Origin of the sequence: Pseudomonas fluorescens (genome assembly GCF_004683905.1) — a bacterium.
GTDB lineage: Bacteria > Pseudomonadota > Gammaproteobacteria > Pseudomonadales > Pseudomonadaceae > Aquipseudomonas > Aquipseudomonas putida_A.
Window position 1 is genome coordinate 5751041 of record NZ_CP038438.1, and the last position, 14617, is coordinate 5765657.

General features: G+C 63.1%; 12 protein-coding genes. 3 read left to right on the forward strand and 9 right to left on the reverse strand.

The window, feature by feature from the left end:
• Window positions 1–14: 14 nt before the first annotated feature.
• Together E4T63_RS26670 and E4T63_RS26675 are read left to right on the forward strand one after the other, a co-directional pair.
• Window positions 15–1388 carry a DUF2868 domain-containing protein gene (locus E4T63_RS26670; protein WP_135296779.1) on the forward strand — a complete coding sequence of 458 codons (1374 nt, stop codon included), beginning with the start codon at window positions 15–17 and terminating at the stop codon, window positions 1386–1388.
• The gene (locus E4T63_RS26675) at window positions 1381–2766 is read left to right on the forward strand and encodes a GTPase/DUF3482 domain-containing protein (protein WP_135296780.1); all 1386 of its coding nucleotides are present in this window, start codon (window positions 1381–1383) and stop codon (window positions 2764–2766) included. Before E4T63_RS26670 ends, E4T63_RS26675 begins: the two co-directional genes overlap by 8 nt.
• Before the next feature lie 174 nt (window positions 2767–2940).
• Here the strand turns inward: E4T63_RS26675 and E4T63_RS26680 are convergent, their stop codons facing one another.
• The 7 genes from E4T63_RS26680 to E4T63_RS26710 form a co-directional block, all read right to left on the reverse strand.
• Complete coding sequence (locus tag E4T63_RS26680) at window positions 2941–3501, reverse strand: phosphonate degradation HD-domain oxygenase (RefSeq protein ID WP_135296781.1); 561 nt, start codon at window positions 3499–3501, stop codon at window positions 2941–2943.
• Window positions 3501–4634, reverse strand: coding sequence for a TIGR03364 family FAD-dependent oxidoreductase (locus tag E4T63_RS26685; RefSeq protein WP_135296782.1), 1134 nt, complete (start codon window positions 4632–4634; stop codon window positions 3501–3503). The genes E4T63_RS26680 and E4T63_RS26685 overlap by 1 nt, the downstream gene beginning before the upstream one ends.
• A gap of 137 nt (window positions 4635–4771) precedes the next feature.
• Window positions 4772–5797, reverse strand: coding sequence for a putative 2-aminoethylphosphonate ABC transporter substrate-binding protein (locus tag E4T63_RS26690; RefSeq protein ID WP_003229178.1), 1026 nt, complete (start codon window positions 5795–5797; stop codon window positions 4772–4774).
• Window positions 5798–5844: 47 nt separating this feature from the next.
• Entirely contained in the window at window positions 5845–7569 is a 1725-nt protein-coding gene (locus tag E4T63_RS26695) for a putative 2-aminoethylphosphonate ABC transporter permease subunit (protein WP_135296783.1), read from the reverse strand.
• Window positions 7569–8645, reverse strand: a complete 1077-nt coding sequence (locus tag E4T63_RS26700; RefSeq protein ID WP_135296784.1) for a putative 2-aminoethylphosphonate ABC transporter ATP-binding protein — start codon at window positions 8643–8645, stop codon at window positions 7569–7571. The genes E4T63_RS26695 and E4T63_RS26700 overlap by 1 nt, the downstream gene beginning before the upstream one ends.
• Before the next feature lie 242 nt (window positions 8646–8887).
• Entirely contained in the window at window positions 8888–9751 is an 864-nt protein-coding gene (locus tag E4T63_RS26705) for a LysR family transcriptional regulator (RefSeq protein WP_027610541.1), read from the reverse strand.
• A gap of 16 nt (window positions 9752–9767) precedes the next feature.
• Window positions 9768–12083 (reverse strand): heavy metal translocating P-type ATPase, encoded by a 2316-nt coding sequence (locus tag E4T63_RS26710; protein ID WP_134784897.1) that lies wholly within the window; start codon window positions 12081–12083, stop codon window positions 9768–9770.
• Window positions 12084–12167: 84 nt separating this feature from the next.
• Between E4T63_RS26710 and cadR the strand changes: the two genes are divergently transcribed.
• Window positions 12168–12617, forward strand: a complete 450-nt coding sequence (cadR, locus tag E4T63_RS26715) for a Cd(II)/Pb(II)-responsive transcriptional regulator (RefSeq protein ID WP_007964189.1) — start codon at window positions 12168–12170, stop codon at window positions 12615–12617.
• Between the two features lie 126 nt (window positions 12618–12743).
• On the opposite strand, the gene E4T63_RS26725 is transcribed toward cadR, so the two are convergent.
• Together E4T63_RS26725 and lgt are read right to left on the reverse strand one after the other, a co-directional pair.
• Complete coding sequence (locus E4T63_RS26725) at window positions 12744–13715, reverse strand: thymidylate synthase (RefSeq protein WP_135296785.1); 972 nt, start codon at window positions 13713–13715, stop codon at window positions 12744–12746.
• 50 nt (window positions 13716–13765) lie between these two features.
• Window positions 13766–14581 (reverse strand): prolipoprotein diacylglyceryl transferase, encoded by an 816-nt coding sequence (gene lgt, locus E4T63_RS26730; protein WP_095668081.1) that lies wholly within the window; start codon window positions 14579–14581, stop codon window positions 13766–13768.
• Window positions 14582–14617: the final 36 nt, after the last annotated feature.

Consider the following 14617-nt stretch of genomic DNA (forward strand, 5'->3'; position numbering starts at 1 on the left):
CAACGGAATGGCGCGTGACTGAACTGACTCCACTGCAAAACCTATGGCTGACCGAAACCATCCGCCTGCGCGAAGAACACGCAGGTCCCCTGGAGGATCTGGAAGCTAATCGACTGGCCCGCGCGGCCGGCGGCGATCTGCCGGGCCGTATTCAGCGCCGCGCCGTGTGGCTGGCCGAGCGCGACGGGCTGAGCGCAGCACTCCAGCACTGGCTGCAAGGCGCGCGTCTGGCGCTGGTGCTGCTGGTCATTTTTGCGCTGCTGAGCGGCGCCGGGCTGGCCTTCGCCGCACTGAGCCAGACGCCGGTCAATGTGTTCTGGGCCCTGGGCAGCCTGCTCGGGCTGAACCTGATTCTGCTGCTGAGCTGGGCGCTGGGGCTGATCTTTGCCGGTGAACACGGCGCCACCCTCGGGCGCTTGTGGCTGTGGCTCAGCGAAAAACTCGCTCGCGATGCCAAAGCTGCGCAACTCGCGCCGGCCCTGCTGCTGATGCTGCAACGCAAAAAACTCAATCGCTGGGCGCTCGGCACATTGGTCAACGGTCTGTGGTTGCTGGCGATGCTCAGCGCCCTGCTGTTGCTGCTGACACTGATGGCGACCCGGCGCTACGGCTTCGTCTGGGAAACCACGATTCTCGGCGCCGACACCTTCATCAACCTGACCCAAGCCCTCGGCGCGCTGCCGGCGCTGCTCGGCTTCAACGTGCCGACCGTAGAGATGATCCGCGCCAGCGGCGGCGCAGCGCTGGATATCGAAAGCGCACGCCAGGCCTGGGCAACCTGGCTGGTCGGCGTGCTGGTGGTCTACGGCGTACTGCCGCGCCTGCTGCTGGCGCTGTTGTGTTTCTGGCGCTGGAGTCGCGGCAAAGCCGCGCTGACGCTGGACCTGAACCTGCCCGGTTACGCCCAGTTGCGTGAGCGGCTGATGCCGACCAGCGAACGCCTCGGCATCAACGACGCCGCGCCTGCGCAGTTGCATCGCGTTGAAAGCAGCGTCAGCGAACACGCCAGCGACGGCGCTTTGCTGGTGGCCATCGAACTCGACGATCAGCGCCCGTGGCCACCGGCCCTGCCGAAAACCGTGAGCAACGCCGGCATCCTCGACAGCCGCGAATCACGGCACAAACTGCTCGAACAGCTCAGCCGTTTCCCTCCGGCACGCCTGCTGATCGCCTGCGACCCGCGACGCTCGCCGGATCGCGGCAGCCTCGCGCTGATCGCCGAACTGGCGCGCAACGCCAACGCCACCCGGGTCTGGCTGCTGCAAGCACCGCCCGGCGAAGCGCTGGACAGTGCCCGTCTCGGCGACTGGCACGTTGCGCTGCAACAACTGGAGTTGCCGTTCGCCGATTGCGCACCGATGAACTGGCTGGAGAGCGGTCATGACTGATGCCCGGAGAGCGCCGCTGAAACTCGCGGTGGTCGGCCACACCAACGTCGGCAAGACTTCGCTGCTGCGCACCCTGACCCGCGACGTCGGCTTCGGCGAAGTCTCCCACCGCCCAAGCACCACCCGGCATGTCGAGGGCGCGCGGTTGTCGGTGGACGGCGAGCCGTTGCTCGATCTCTACGACACGCCGGGGCTGGAAGACGCCATCGCCCTGCTGGATTTCCTTGAGCGTCTGGAGCGCCCCGGCGAACGTCTCGACGGCCCGGCGCGACTGGCGCGGTTTCTCGACGGCAGCGAAGCACGTCAGCGTTTCGAACAGGAGGCGAAAGTCCTGCGACAGCTACTCGCGTCCGACGCCGGTCTGTATGTGATCGACGCCCGCGAACCGGTGCTGGCCAAGTATCGTGACGAACTCGAAGTGCTCGCCAGTTGCGGCAAGCCGCTGTTGCCGGTGCTGAATTTCGTCAGCAGCGCCAACCATCGCGAGCCGGACTGGCGCGAAGCGTTGGCGCGGCTCGGCCTGCATGCGCTGGTGCGCTTCGACAGCGTTGCGCCGCCGGAAGATGGCGAGCGGCGCCTGTACGAAAGCCTTGCGCTGTTGCTGGAAAACGCCCGTCCGCAACTGGAGCGCTTGATCGCCGATCAACAGGCCCAGCGCCTCGCCCGCCAACAAAGTGCGGCGCGTTTGATCGCCGAATTGCTGATCGACTGCGCCGCCTGCCGACGCAGTGTGGTCAGCGAGGCCGAGCAGGAGCAGCAAGCGATCAGCGAACTGCGCAAAGCCGTGCGCCAGCGTGAACAGAAATGCGTCGAAGCGTTGCTCAAGCTCTATGCGTTTCGCCCGCAGGATGCGGCGGCCAGTGATCTGCCGTTGCTCGATGGGCGTTGGGGCGACGATTTGTTCAACCCGGAAACCCTGAAGCAACTCGGCGTGCGCGTGGGCGGCGGGATTGCTGCCGGTGCCGCGGCGGGGGCTGGGGTTGATCTGCTGGTCGGCGGGATCACCCTTGGCGCTGCGGCATTGGCCGGTGCGATCGCCGGTGGCGCGCTGCAAACCGCGCGCAGTTATGGCAGCCGCTTGCTCGGCAAGATCAGGGGCCAGCGGGAGTTGACCGTGGATGACGGGGTGTTGCGGCTGCTGGCGTTGCGTCAGCGCCAACTGTTGCTGGCGCTCGATCAGCGCGGGCATGCGGCGATGGACGCGGTCCAGGTCGCCACCCCGCAGGACAAGACTTGGCGCGAGGGCAAGTTGCCGGAAGCACTGAGCAAGGCGCGGGCGCATCCGCAGTGGTCTTCGCTCAATCCGCATGCGAAGTTGAATCAGGCGGAGCGGCAGGAGCAGATTGAGGCGTTGGTTGATCGGGTGCTTGAGCTTTAGATCGCTACCCCCTCACCCCAGCCCTCTCCCGCAAGGGGTAGAGGGGGGAAGGGAGCAGATCTTCTGGCTTTTCAAAACCTGAGTTCGACTGGATATTTCAGATCGATGTAGGGCCCAAGAACAACACGGTCGGCTCCCTCTCCCTCCGGGAGAGGGCTGGGGTGAAGGTTGCAATCACTCAGCAGACAACAAAACCTCAGCCTTGCGCTTCAGCACACCCAAATCCATCACCGGCACCGCCCTCTCCTTGGCCAGCTCGTCCCACTGGCGCATGCGCAAGCTGACGGCACACAACGAATCCCGCTCAAACACATCCGCCTCAGCCTCGCTCATCACCCCGCCCTGATATTCCAGCGTGCGGCGACTCGCTTCACTCAGGCGCTCTAAATACCCAGGCTCACGCAAGGTCAGATAGCGCTTGGCCTGCACGTGATATTCCACCAGCCGGGCCATACGCTCACTAAAACCCGCCTCACGCAAGTAGTCCGCACCCAATCGCTCATGGCTGACCACGCCATAACCGCCCATGTTCTCTGCGCCTTCGGCACACAAATGACCGATGTCGTGGAAGAACGCGGCGAGCACCACTTCATCATCAAAGCCTTCAGCCATCGCCAACTGCGCTGCCTGAGACATGTGCTCGATCTGCGACACCGGCTCGCCGATGTAATCGCGGGTGCCAAAGCGTTCGTACAAGTCGAACATTCGGTCGACGACCTGTTGCTGATCCGCCATCAGATTTCCTCCAGCCACTGCGCGACATTGCGCTCGGCCAGTGCCGGGCCGACGCTCATGCCGACGCCGGTGTGCATCAACGCCACACTCAGCCCCGGTGCCGGGCGCAGCAACGAAAACGGCCCCGGCCCACGGGCACCGTAGACGCCCTGCCAGCGCTCGACCACTTGCACCTTGCAGCCCAGCGTGTGCTCGGCCAGTTCGAGCATCCAGTTGTCCACTTGCTCGGCGTTGAACGGCGACGGATCGCTGCCGTAATGGTGCGAGTCGCCGATGATCAGCTCGCCATACGGCGTCGGACTGATCAGCAGGTGAATGCCGTTGTCGTGCAGGTGCGGTTGTTCGCGCAGGATCTGCGCCTGCACCGCCGCCGCTTCTGGCAAATCGGCGAAGGCGCCGTAGTGCACGCAGCTCAAACCGGTGAGCAAGGCGTGTTGCAGATTCAGCTCGATCTGCGGTTTGGCGCGGAGCATTTGCAGGCGGCAGATCTGCGGATCGAGCGCGGCAATCGGTTCGGCCAGCAGGGTCTGATAATCGTGGCCGGAGCAGACGATGATTTGCTTTGCCGTGAAGCTGCCGGCGGTACTATGCAGGTGCCCCGGTTCGACGTCGCGCACCAGCGTACTGAAGTGAAACTCGACGCCGAGGTCGCGGCGCAGATAGTCGATCAACGCCGGAATCGCTTCGCGCGAGTACAGCTGTTGATCGTCCAGGCCGTGCAACGCCGCGCGGTGATGACTGAACTGACCGTGGTACAGATCACGCAGGGCAGCGCCATGCAGCAAGGCGACGTTGTACCCGTGCTCCACGGCGCGGCCGTTGCAGAAAGCTTCGAGCAAGTGTTCTTCGGCTTCGCTGCGGGCGAACAGGTACGAGCCGTTGCGCTTGATCTGCAGACCGGCGAGTTGCGCCCAGTCACCCCAGATCTCGCGGCTGGCCTTGGCCAGTTCAAGCATCGGCCCGGGTGGCTGACCGGTGACCAGCGCCTGACCGAAGTTGCGCACCGAGGCACCGAGGGGCGTGGCGGTGCGTTCGAATACGCTGACCTTGAGGCCGCGTTTGGCGGCGGCGTAGGCGTGGGACAGGCCGAGGATGCCGGCGCCGACGATGAGCAGGTCTTTGTGTTGAGTCATGGAGATTTTCCCTGAATGGGAGACCGCCTTCGCGAGCAAGCCCGCTCCCACAGTTTGATCGCATTCCTTCCGGTGGAACTCGGTCGAATGTGGGGGCGGGCTTGCTCGCGAAGAGGCCCTGTCAGTCGATAAAGATCTTACTTGGCGACAACTTTCTCGGACTTGCCGTCATAGCGCTTGCGCCACTCGGTCAGGATCTCGTCGCGATTCTTCGAGGCCCAGGCAAAGTCGTTCTTGATCAGGCGCTGCTCGTAGTCGGCTGGCAGTTCGGTCTGTGGCTTGGCGATACCCGGCTGCGCAAGAACCGCAAAGTTCTCCTTGTACAGATCCATTGCCTCGGCGCTGGCGGAGAAGTCCGCGAGTTTTTTCGCCGCGTCTTCATGCGGGGTGCCTTTGATCACGGCAGTCGCTTCGATTTCCCAGCCCAAGCCTTCCTTCGGCAGGATGATGTCCAGCGGCGCGCCCTGGCGTTTCAGCTGTACGGCTGGATACTCAAAGGAAATGCCGATCGGGAATTCCCCCGCCGCCGCCAGTTTGCAAGGCTTGGAACCGGAGTGAACGTACTGGCCGATGTTCTGGTGCAGACCGTCCATATAGGCCCAACCCTGCTTCTCGCCGAAGGTTTGCAGCCAGGCGCTGACGTCGAGGAAACCGGTGCCGGACGACGCCGGGTTAGGCATGACGATCTTGCCCTTGTACTCAGGCTTGGTCAGATCCTGCCAGCTCACCGGCTTGCTCAAGCCCTGCTTCTCGGCTTCCACGGTGTTGAAGCAAATAGTCGCGGCCCACACGTCCATGCCGACCCAGGCTGGCGGGTTGGCAGCATCGCGGTAGTTCGCGCCGATCTTGCCCAGATCCTTCGGTGCGTAGCTTTGCAGCATGCCCTGCTGATCGAGGATCGCCAGGCTCGAAGCGGCCAGGCCCCAGACCGCGTCAGCCTGCGGACGGGCCTTTTCGGCGAGGAGTTTGGCGGTGATGATCCCGGTGGAATCGCGCACCCACTTGATCTCGACGTCCGGGTTAGCCTTCTCGAACGCAGCTTTGTAAGCGGTCAGTTGCTCGGCTTCGAGGGCGGTGTACACCGTCAACTCGGTTTTTGCCGCGAAGGCATTCAGGCTGAAAGTAGCGAGCACAGCAGCGGCCAGGGCCATAGGCTTGAACATGATCGTTTTCCTGTCGGTGAGTTGAGGCTGTAGGGATAAGTCGTCAATCAGTGACCGGGCGCGGTTTGCCGCCAGGCCTGGGAACGGCGCAGCAAGCCGCGCGAAGCCCACGCCAGCAGCAAGGACACGCCTGCCGAGGTGAACAGAATCAGGGTCGACATCGCCGCCGCGCCGCCGACGTTGCCGGCGTCATCCATGTTCAGCACCGCCACCGCCGCGAGGATGGTGTCGGGGCTGTAGAGGAAGATCGCCGCCGACACCGTGGTCATCGCCGAGACGAACAGGTAGCGCACGATGTCCAGCAGCGCCGGCAGGCAGATCGGCACGGTGACGCGCAGGTAGTGGCGGTACAGCGGGGCCTTGAGCGACAGCGCGGCGGCCTCGAACTCGGCGTCGAGCTGGCGCAGCGCGGTGGTCGCGGTCATTTGCGCGGTGGTCAAATAGTGCGCAATGGTGCAGACGATCAGCAGGGTCATCGTGCCGTACAGCACGTGCAGCGGGTTGCCGCTGAGGTTGAAGAAAAAGACGTAACCCAGGCCAAGCACCAGCCCCGGCACTGCCATCGGGATGAAACTGAGCATGCGCAACGTCAGGTTGAGGCCGCGTTGGCTGCGGGTTTTCTCCATCAGGTAAGCGCCAGTGAAGATCAGCACGCTGCCAATCAGCGCCGTGCCCAGCGCCATCTTCAAGCTGTTGCTGTACGCCAGCCAGCCACCGCCGGCGGTCTCGTTGAACTGGTAGTGATTGAGCGACAGCGACAGGTTGTACGGCCAGAACTTCACCAGCGACGAAAACACTGCCATGCCGAACACCAGCAGCAGCGCCGCGCTGATCAACAAAACAATCGCCAGATAGCAGGCATCGCGCCGCTTCGACGGCGCCGGTTTGAACACCTGGGCGCGGCCGCTCATGGAATCGCCGTGACGCCGACGCAACCAGGCATCGACGCCGAAGCTGAACAGCGCCGGCAGCAACAGCACCATGCCGATCAGCGCCCCGCGACCGAATTGTTGCTGGCCGACCACGGCTTTGTAGGCTTCCAGCGCCAGCACTTGATAGTCGCCACCGACCACCACCGGCACGCCGAAATCTGTGATGGTCAGGGTGAACACCAAGCAGAACGCGGCGAACACTGCCTGCCGGGTCGCCGGCCAGGTGATGCTGCGAAAGGCTTTCGCCGGACTGGCGCCCATGCTCGACGCCGCATCGAACAGCCGCGCATCGGCCAGCGACAGCGCCGACAGCAGAATCATCAGCGCATGGGGAAAGGTGTAGATCACCTCACCCAGCACAATGCCCCAGAAACCGTAGATATTGTCCGAGAGCAGCCCGCGCAACATGCCCTGGTTGCCGAACAGATAGACCAATGCGATACCCGGCAGCATCGATGGCGCCATCAATGGCAGCAGGGAAATCCCGCGCCAGATGCCCTTGGCTGGAATCAATGTACGTTGCAGGGCGTAGGCAAACAGGTAGGCCAGCGGTACGACGATGGCCGCGACGCTGAGGGAAACTTTCAGGCTGTTGCCGAGCAGCCAGTGGAAATTCGCGCTGCTCACCAGTTCCTTGGCGGCGAGCCAGCCACCGCCCTGCCCGGCCTCGCTGCTGAAGCCGCGCCAGAAGATCGCCAGCAACGGCAGCAGCACAGCGACACCGAGTAGCAATAGCAGCAGGAGTTTGCCGCCGAGGACGAAGATCCGGTCACCGACCTCGGCCCCGGACACTCGCCGCGCCTGCTTGTGCGGTAGCGGCAGTGCGATGTTCGCGCTCATCAGGCGAACACCTGCAGGCTGCGCGGCGGCAAGGCGACCATGATCTGCTGGGCGCCAAGGCGTGGCATGGCTTCCGGCGCCAGTTCAGCAAGCAGCGCGTGGCCCGGCAATTGGTCGAGTTCGAAGCTCATGCGGCAGCGATTACCGAGAAAGGTGATCTCACGGACTTTCGCCGGGAACATGTTTTCTTCGTGCACCAACGGATTGACGTTGATTGCTTCCGGACGGCAGAACAGTCGGCCCGAAGCGCCGCTGACGCTACCATCCGCCAGACGCACATCCATCCCGCCCACCCGGGCGTGACTGGCGCTGCTGCGCTGGAACGGCAGCCAGTTGCCCTGCCCGACGAACTCGGCCACGAATGGCGTGGCCGGGCGGTTGTAGATTTCCTGCGGGGTAGCGTATTGCTCGACGCGGCCGTTGTTCATCACGGCGATGCGGTCGGCCATCAGCATGGCTTCGCCCTGATTGTGCGTGACCATCAGGGTGGTGATGCCGAGGTTGCGCTGCAGTTGGCGCAGCTCGGTGCACAGATGCTCACGGACGCGGGCGTCGAGGGCCGACATCGGTTCGTCGAGCAATAGCAGCGACGGCGCCGGGGCCAGGGCGCGAGCCAGGGCAACCCGCTGTTGCTGGCCGCCGGACAATTGACCCGGGTACTTTTTCTCACTGCCGGTGAGGCCGACCAGTTCCAGCATCTGCCCGACGCGACGGCGTACTTCGTCGCGACCGCTGCCGGCGAGGCCGTAGGCAATGTTCGCTTCGACGGTCAGATTGGGGAACAGCGCGTAGGACTGGAACAGAATCCCGTAATCCCGGGCCTGCGGCGCGAGGTGCGAAACATCGCGGTCACCGAGGTACAACTCGCCGCTGTCCTGCTTCTCCAGCCCGGCGATGCAGCGCAGCAGCGTGGTCTTGCCACAGCCCGACGGGCCGAGCAGACACACCAGCTCACCGGCCGCGACATCGAGGGAGACGTTATCCAGCGCGGTGAACGCGCCGAAGCGTTTCTGCACGCCGCGCACTTTCATCGGCGCACCGGGGTTGGTCAGGGCAGTTGCGATTGCAGGATTCATGGACAGACCTCATCAAGCTGATGGGGCCAATCCTAGAGTTGTAATGCGTCCGTCATGTGGCAGTGAGGCAAAAACGGCTGATAGTGGTATTCGGGGATTTTGGTTCAGGTTTCAAGTCATGTGTTGCCTGGTCTGACGCCTTCGCGAGCAAGCCCGCTCCCACACGGGGACAGTGTTCACAACACAAATCCAATGTGGGAGCGGGCTTGCTCGCGAAGAGGCCCATATGTGCACTGAAGAAATCAGGCCGGGGACATCTCTTGGGCCAGGCCAAGAAACGCCGCCGGCAACCGCGCACCCTTGCGCTCCTTGAGGCAATACAGATACTCGGGAATCTGCGGCGCATTCTCGATGGTCAGCACCCGCAACTGCGGATCGTGCGGCACTTCCTGGCGGGCAATGATGCTGATGCCGATATTGCGCAGCACCGCCTCGCGGATCGACTCGCGGCTGCCGATCTCCAGCAACGGGCCGAAACTGACCCCGGCGCTTTGCAGCAACTCCTCGGTCAAACGGCGGGTGGTCGAACCCGACTCGCGCATCAACAACGTATGCCCGGCCAGCGCACTCAACGCCACATGTTCCTGCGCCGCCAGCGGATGATTGCGATGCACCGCCAGCACCAGTGGATCGCTGCCCAATACCCGGCGAATCAACCGCGCATCCTCAAGCAACTGCGACGACGCGGCGACATCGACCCGGTAATCCTCCAGCGCTTCGAGCACCTGCTGCGAGTTGCCGATCTCCACCGATACTTCCACCTGCGGCAGACGCTCGCGGAAGGTCTTCACCAGATCGAGGATGTAATACGGCGCAGTGGCAGCGATGCGCAACGTGCCCTGCACCTGACCGCTGTTGCGCAGGAAGAACTCGATATCGGCCTCCTGCTGCAACAGCGCCTTGACCATCGGCAGCAACCGCGCGCCTTCGTCGCTGACACTCAAGCGTCGGCCGCCACGGTAGAACAGTTCCACCGAGTACTGACTTTCCAGATTACGAATCTGCGTGGTCACGGTGGGTTGGCTGAGGCCGAGCTTTTTCGCCGCCAGCGTAATGCTGCCCAGGCGGGCGACCATATAAAACGCTTTCAGCTCGGCACTCAGCACAACCATCCCTCATCGTTTATTTACGCAGCAGGCGCAAACCGTTGAACACCACCAGCAGGCTCACACCCATGTCGGCGAACACCGCCATCCACATGGTGGCGAGCCCGGCGAAGGTTACCCCAAGAAAGATAGCCTTGATCACCAGTGCCAAGGCGATGTTCTGTTTCAGGATGCTCGCGGTGTCACGCGACAGGCTGATGAACGCGGGAATTTTGCGCAGATCGTCGTCCATCAGGGCGACATCGGCGGTTTCAATCGCGGTGTCGGTGCCGGCGGCCGCCATGGCGAAACCGATCTCGGCGCGGGCCAGTGCCGGGGCGTCGTTGATGCCGTCGCCAACCATGCCCACCCGATGACCCTGTGCATAAAGCGCTTCGATGGCTTGCAGCTTGTCGGTTGGCAGCAAGTCGCCCTTGGCCTGATCGATGCCGACCTGCGCGGCAATCGCCTGCGCGGTGTGCACGTTGTCACCGGTGAGCATCATGGTTTTCACGCCCAGCGCGTGCAACTGGCGGATCGCTTCGCGGCTGGACTCCTTGACCGTGTCGGCCACGGCGAACAGCGCCAGCGGACCAGAACTGTCGAGCAGCAACACCACGGATTTGCCCTGTTTCTCCAGCGCAAACAGCTTCTCTTCCAGTTGCGGCGAGCACAGGCCCAGCTCCTCGACCAGACGATGGTTGCCCAAGTGATAGGTCTGGCCGTTGACCTGTCCCTTCACGCCACGACCGGCCAGCGCTTCGAAGTTATCCACAGTCAGCACGGCGAGGTTTTTATCCACAGCCGCATTGGCGATGGCCAGCGACACCGGGTGATCGGAGCGCCCGGCCAGTGCGGCGGCGATTGCCGGAGCGCTGGCGTCGGCGGTCGGGTCGAGCGACAGGTAATCGGTCTGCACCGGTTTGCCGTGGGTGATCGTGCCGGTCTTGTCCAGCGCCAGATAATCGAGCTTGAAACCGCCCTCCAGGTACACGCCACCCTTGACCAGAATGCCTTTGCGCGCCGCTGCCGCGAGGCCGCTGACGATGGTCACCGGGGTGGAAATCACCAGTGCACAGGGACACGCCACCACCAGCAGCACCAGCGCACGGTAGATCCAGTCGAACCACAACGCGCCCATAAACAGCGGCGGAATGATCGCCACCGCCAGCGCCAGCACGAACACCACCGGGGTGTAGATTTTCGAGAATTGATCGACGAAGCGCTGAGTCGGTGCCCGTGCGCCCTGAGCCTGCTCGACGGCGTGGATGATCCGCGCCAGGGTCGAGTTGTTCGCCGCCGCAGTCACCGTGTATTCCAGCGAACCGGCCTGGTTGATGGTGCCGGCGAAGACTTTGTCGCCGATGGTTTTCTCCACCGGCAGGCTTTCACCGGTGATCGGCGCCTGATCGATGGTCGAACTGCCGCTGACGACCTCGCCGTCCAGCGCAATGCGCTCGCCGGGTTTTACCCGCACGCGGGCGCCGAGTTCGACGCTTTTGACCTCTTGTTCGACCCAGTTGCCGTCGGCTTGCTGCACCGTGGCCTGTTCCGGGGTCATCTGCATCAGGCCGCTGATGGCATTGCGCGCACGATCCAGCGAGCGCGCCTCGATCAGCTCGGCCACGGTGAACAGGAACATCACCATCGCCGCTTCCGGCCACTGCCCGATCAGCACCGCACCGGTCACCGCGATGCTCATCAGCGCGTTGATGTTGAGGTTGCGGTTCTTCAGGGCGATCCAGCCCTTTTTATAGGTGGTCAGGCCGCCGCTGAGGATCGACACCAGCGCAATGATCGCCACCACCCAGGTCGGCGCGGCGTTGGTGAAGTGGATCACTTCAGCCGCCAGCGCACCAACGCCAGACAGCGCCAGTGGCCACCAGTGTTTTTTCACCGGCGCCGGGGCCGGGGTTTCGATGCCCGCCTCCAGTGGTTCGGCGTGCATGCCCAGAGACGTGATCGCATCGGTGATCGGCGCGGTGTCCGGCAGATTGTGGGTCACGCCGAGCACGCGGTTGATCAGGTTGAATTCTAGTTGCTGCACACCGGCCAGTTTGCCGAGTTTGTTCTGGATCAGCGTCTGCTCGGTCGGGCAGTCCATCGCTTCGATGCGGAAACTGCTCAGGCGGGCGTCAGCGCTGGTCTTTTCGCTCAGTTGCACCAATGCAGGCGCGGCGACTGTCGACGAGCAGCAAGAATCTTCGTGCGAATGAACCGGTGCCGGTGCTGCGGCTTTCGACGCGCAGCAGGAATCGCCACCGTGGTCATGCTTATGCACAGGCTGCAATTTATGGCTGTGGCTATGATCGTGCCCGTCGCCGGGCTTGTGGGTGTGCTGGGAATCGCTCATTGGTCGCGTCCATGAAGGTGCCTGTTGCCAAGTAAAGACCCTGTAGCCACTATAGGGTCAAGCACCCTTTTGGAGATTGCCGTCATGAAGATCGGAGAACTGGCCAAACTCACCGACTGCGCCGTGGAAACCATCCGCTATTACGAGCGCGAAAACCTGCTGCCGGAGCCGGCGCGCAGCGACGGTAACTACCGCGTTTACACCCAGGCCCACGCCGAACGCCTGACCTTCATCCGCAACTGCCGCACCCTCGACATGACCCTCGAAGAAATCCGCAGCCTGCTGGCCATGCGCGACAGCCCGCAGGATCAGTGTGCAAGCGTCAATACGCTGATCGACGAGCACATCCAGCATGTGAAAGCGCGGATTGACGGGTTGCTGGCGTTGCAGACACAACTGCTCGACCTGCGCCAACGCTGTGGCGAAGGGCCGGGGGCGGATCAGTGCGGGATTTTGCAGCGGCTGGAGGTGAGTGGCGGGGTTGTGGCGACGGAAGTCGAACACTCCCATGTGGGCCGTAGCCACGGCCACTGAGACTTACACAGAACCGAATGTGGGAGCGGGCTTGCTCGCGAAGACGGAGTGTCAGTCGACATCATCGTTAACTGATACACCGCATTCGCGAGCAAGCCCGCTCCCACCAGGTATTGCGTGAAGTTTTTAGACCGCCATCGGCGCGGTCATCGGCGCGTGGTGCTCATAGCCTTCCAGCGAGAAATCGCTCGGTTCTACCAACTCCAGCCACTCCGGCTGGTACACACCGGTGTTGGCAAACTCCGGCACGCGGTCGGAGATCTTCAGTTTCGGCATGGCGAACGGCTCGCGCTTGAGCTGTTCGTTGAGCATGTCCAGGTGGTTTTCGTAGACGTGGGCGTCACCGATGAAATAGGTGAACCAGCGCGGCGTGTAACCGGTCAGGCGCCCGATCAGGCTTAGTAGGGCGGCGCCCTCGGTGAGGTTGAACGGCGTGCCCAGGCCCAGGTCGTTGGAGCGGATGTACAGGGTCAGGGAGATCTCTTTGGTCTCGACGTTCGGGTGGAACTGGTACAGCAGATGACATGGCGGCAGGGCCATTTCATCGAGCTGGGCGACGTTCCAGCCGTGGAACAGAATACGGCGGCTGCCCGGATCGTTGATGATCGTGTCGACGCACTGGCGCACCTGATCGATGGCTTTGTACAGCACCACGTAAGCCTGGCCGTCTTCTTCGCCCTGGGCGATCTGCTTGTAGCCGTTGCTCAGGGTTTGTTCGATGGCGGCGGTGTTGCTCAGCGGGATCTGCTTGTACGCCGGCCATTTGCGCCATTGCACGCCGTAGATTTCACCGAGGTCGTCTTCGCCCTGACGGAACGGGTTGGCCAGCCACTGCGCGTTTTCGTTGGCGTTCTGGTCCCAGACCTTGCAGCCCAGCGCACGGAACTCCGCGGCGTTGTTCACGCCACGCAGAAAACCGCACATCTCGCCGATGGCCGATTTGAAGGCCATCTTGCGGGTGGTGATCGCCGGAAAGCCTTCCTGCAGATCGAAACGCAGCATCGCACCCGGGAAGCTGATGGTGTTGATGCCGGTGCGGTTGTCCTGTTTGGTGCCGTTCTGAATGACGTGCGAGACCAGTTCGAGATATTGCTTCATGAGTTACCTGTGTCCTTTGAGCCCCGGCGTCGCGCGCCGGGGTTCGTAGTTTAAGCGGTCGGCGCGAGCGGCGCTGCCGGCGCACGACGATAGGCCAGCCAGATCAGGAACAGCCCGCCGACGATCATCGGTACGCACAGCACCTGACCCATGGTCAGCCAGTTCCAGGCCAGGTAGCCCAGTTGCGCGTCCGGCACGCGGACGAACTCGACGATGAAACGGAAAATGCCGTAAAAAAGCGCGAACATGCCGGATACGGCCATGGTCGGACGCGGTTTACGCGAGAACAGCCACAGGATCAGGAACAGCGCCACGCCTTCGAGCGCGAACTGATACAGCTGCGACGGGTGACGCGGCAGCTGCGCCGGATCGCTGAACGGCGGGAAGATCATCGCCCACGGCACGTCGGTCGGCTTGCCCCACAGCTCGGCGTTGATGAAGTTGCCGATACGCCCGGCACCCAGACCGATCGGCACCATCGGAGCAACAAAGTCCATCAGTTGGAAGAAGGTCTTGCCGTTGCGTTTGCCGAACCACAGCGCGGCGAGCATCACGCCGATGAAACCGCCGTGGAACGACATGCCGCCCTTCCACACTTCGAAAATCAGCGTCGGGTTGGCGAGGTAGGCGCTCAGGTCGTAGAACAGCACATAGCCCAGACGTCCACCGACAATCACCCCCATCGACAGCCAGAACACCAGATCGGAGAGCTTCTCCTTGGTCCAGGTCGGGTCGAAACGGTTGAGCCGGCTCGACGCCAGCAGCCATGCGCCGCCGATGCCGACGAGGTACATCAGGCCGTACCAGTGGATTTTCAGCGGACCGATGGCCAGGGCCACCGGGTCGATCTGCGGGTAAGGCAGCATTGCGACTCCTCGTTAGAGTTGAAACCAAAATTCCCG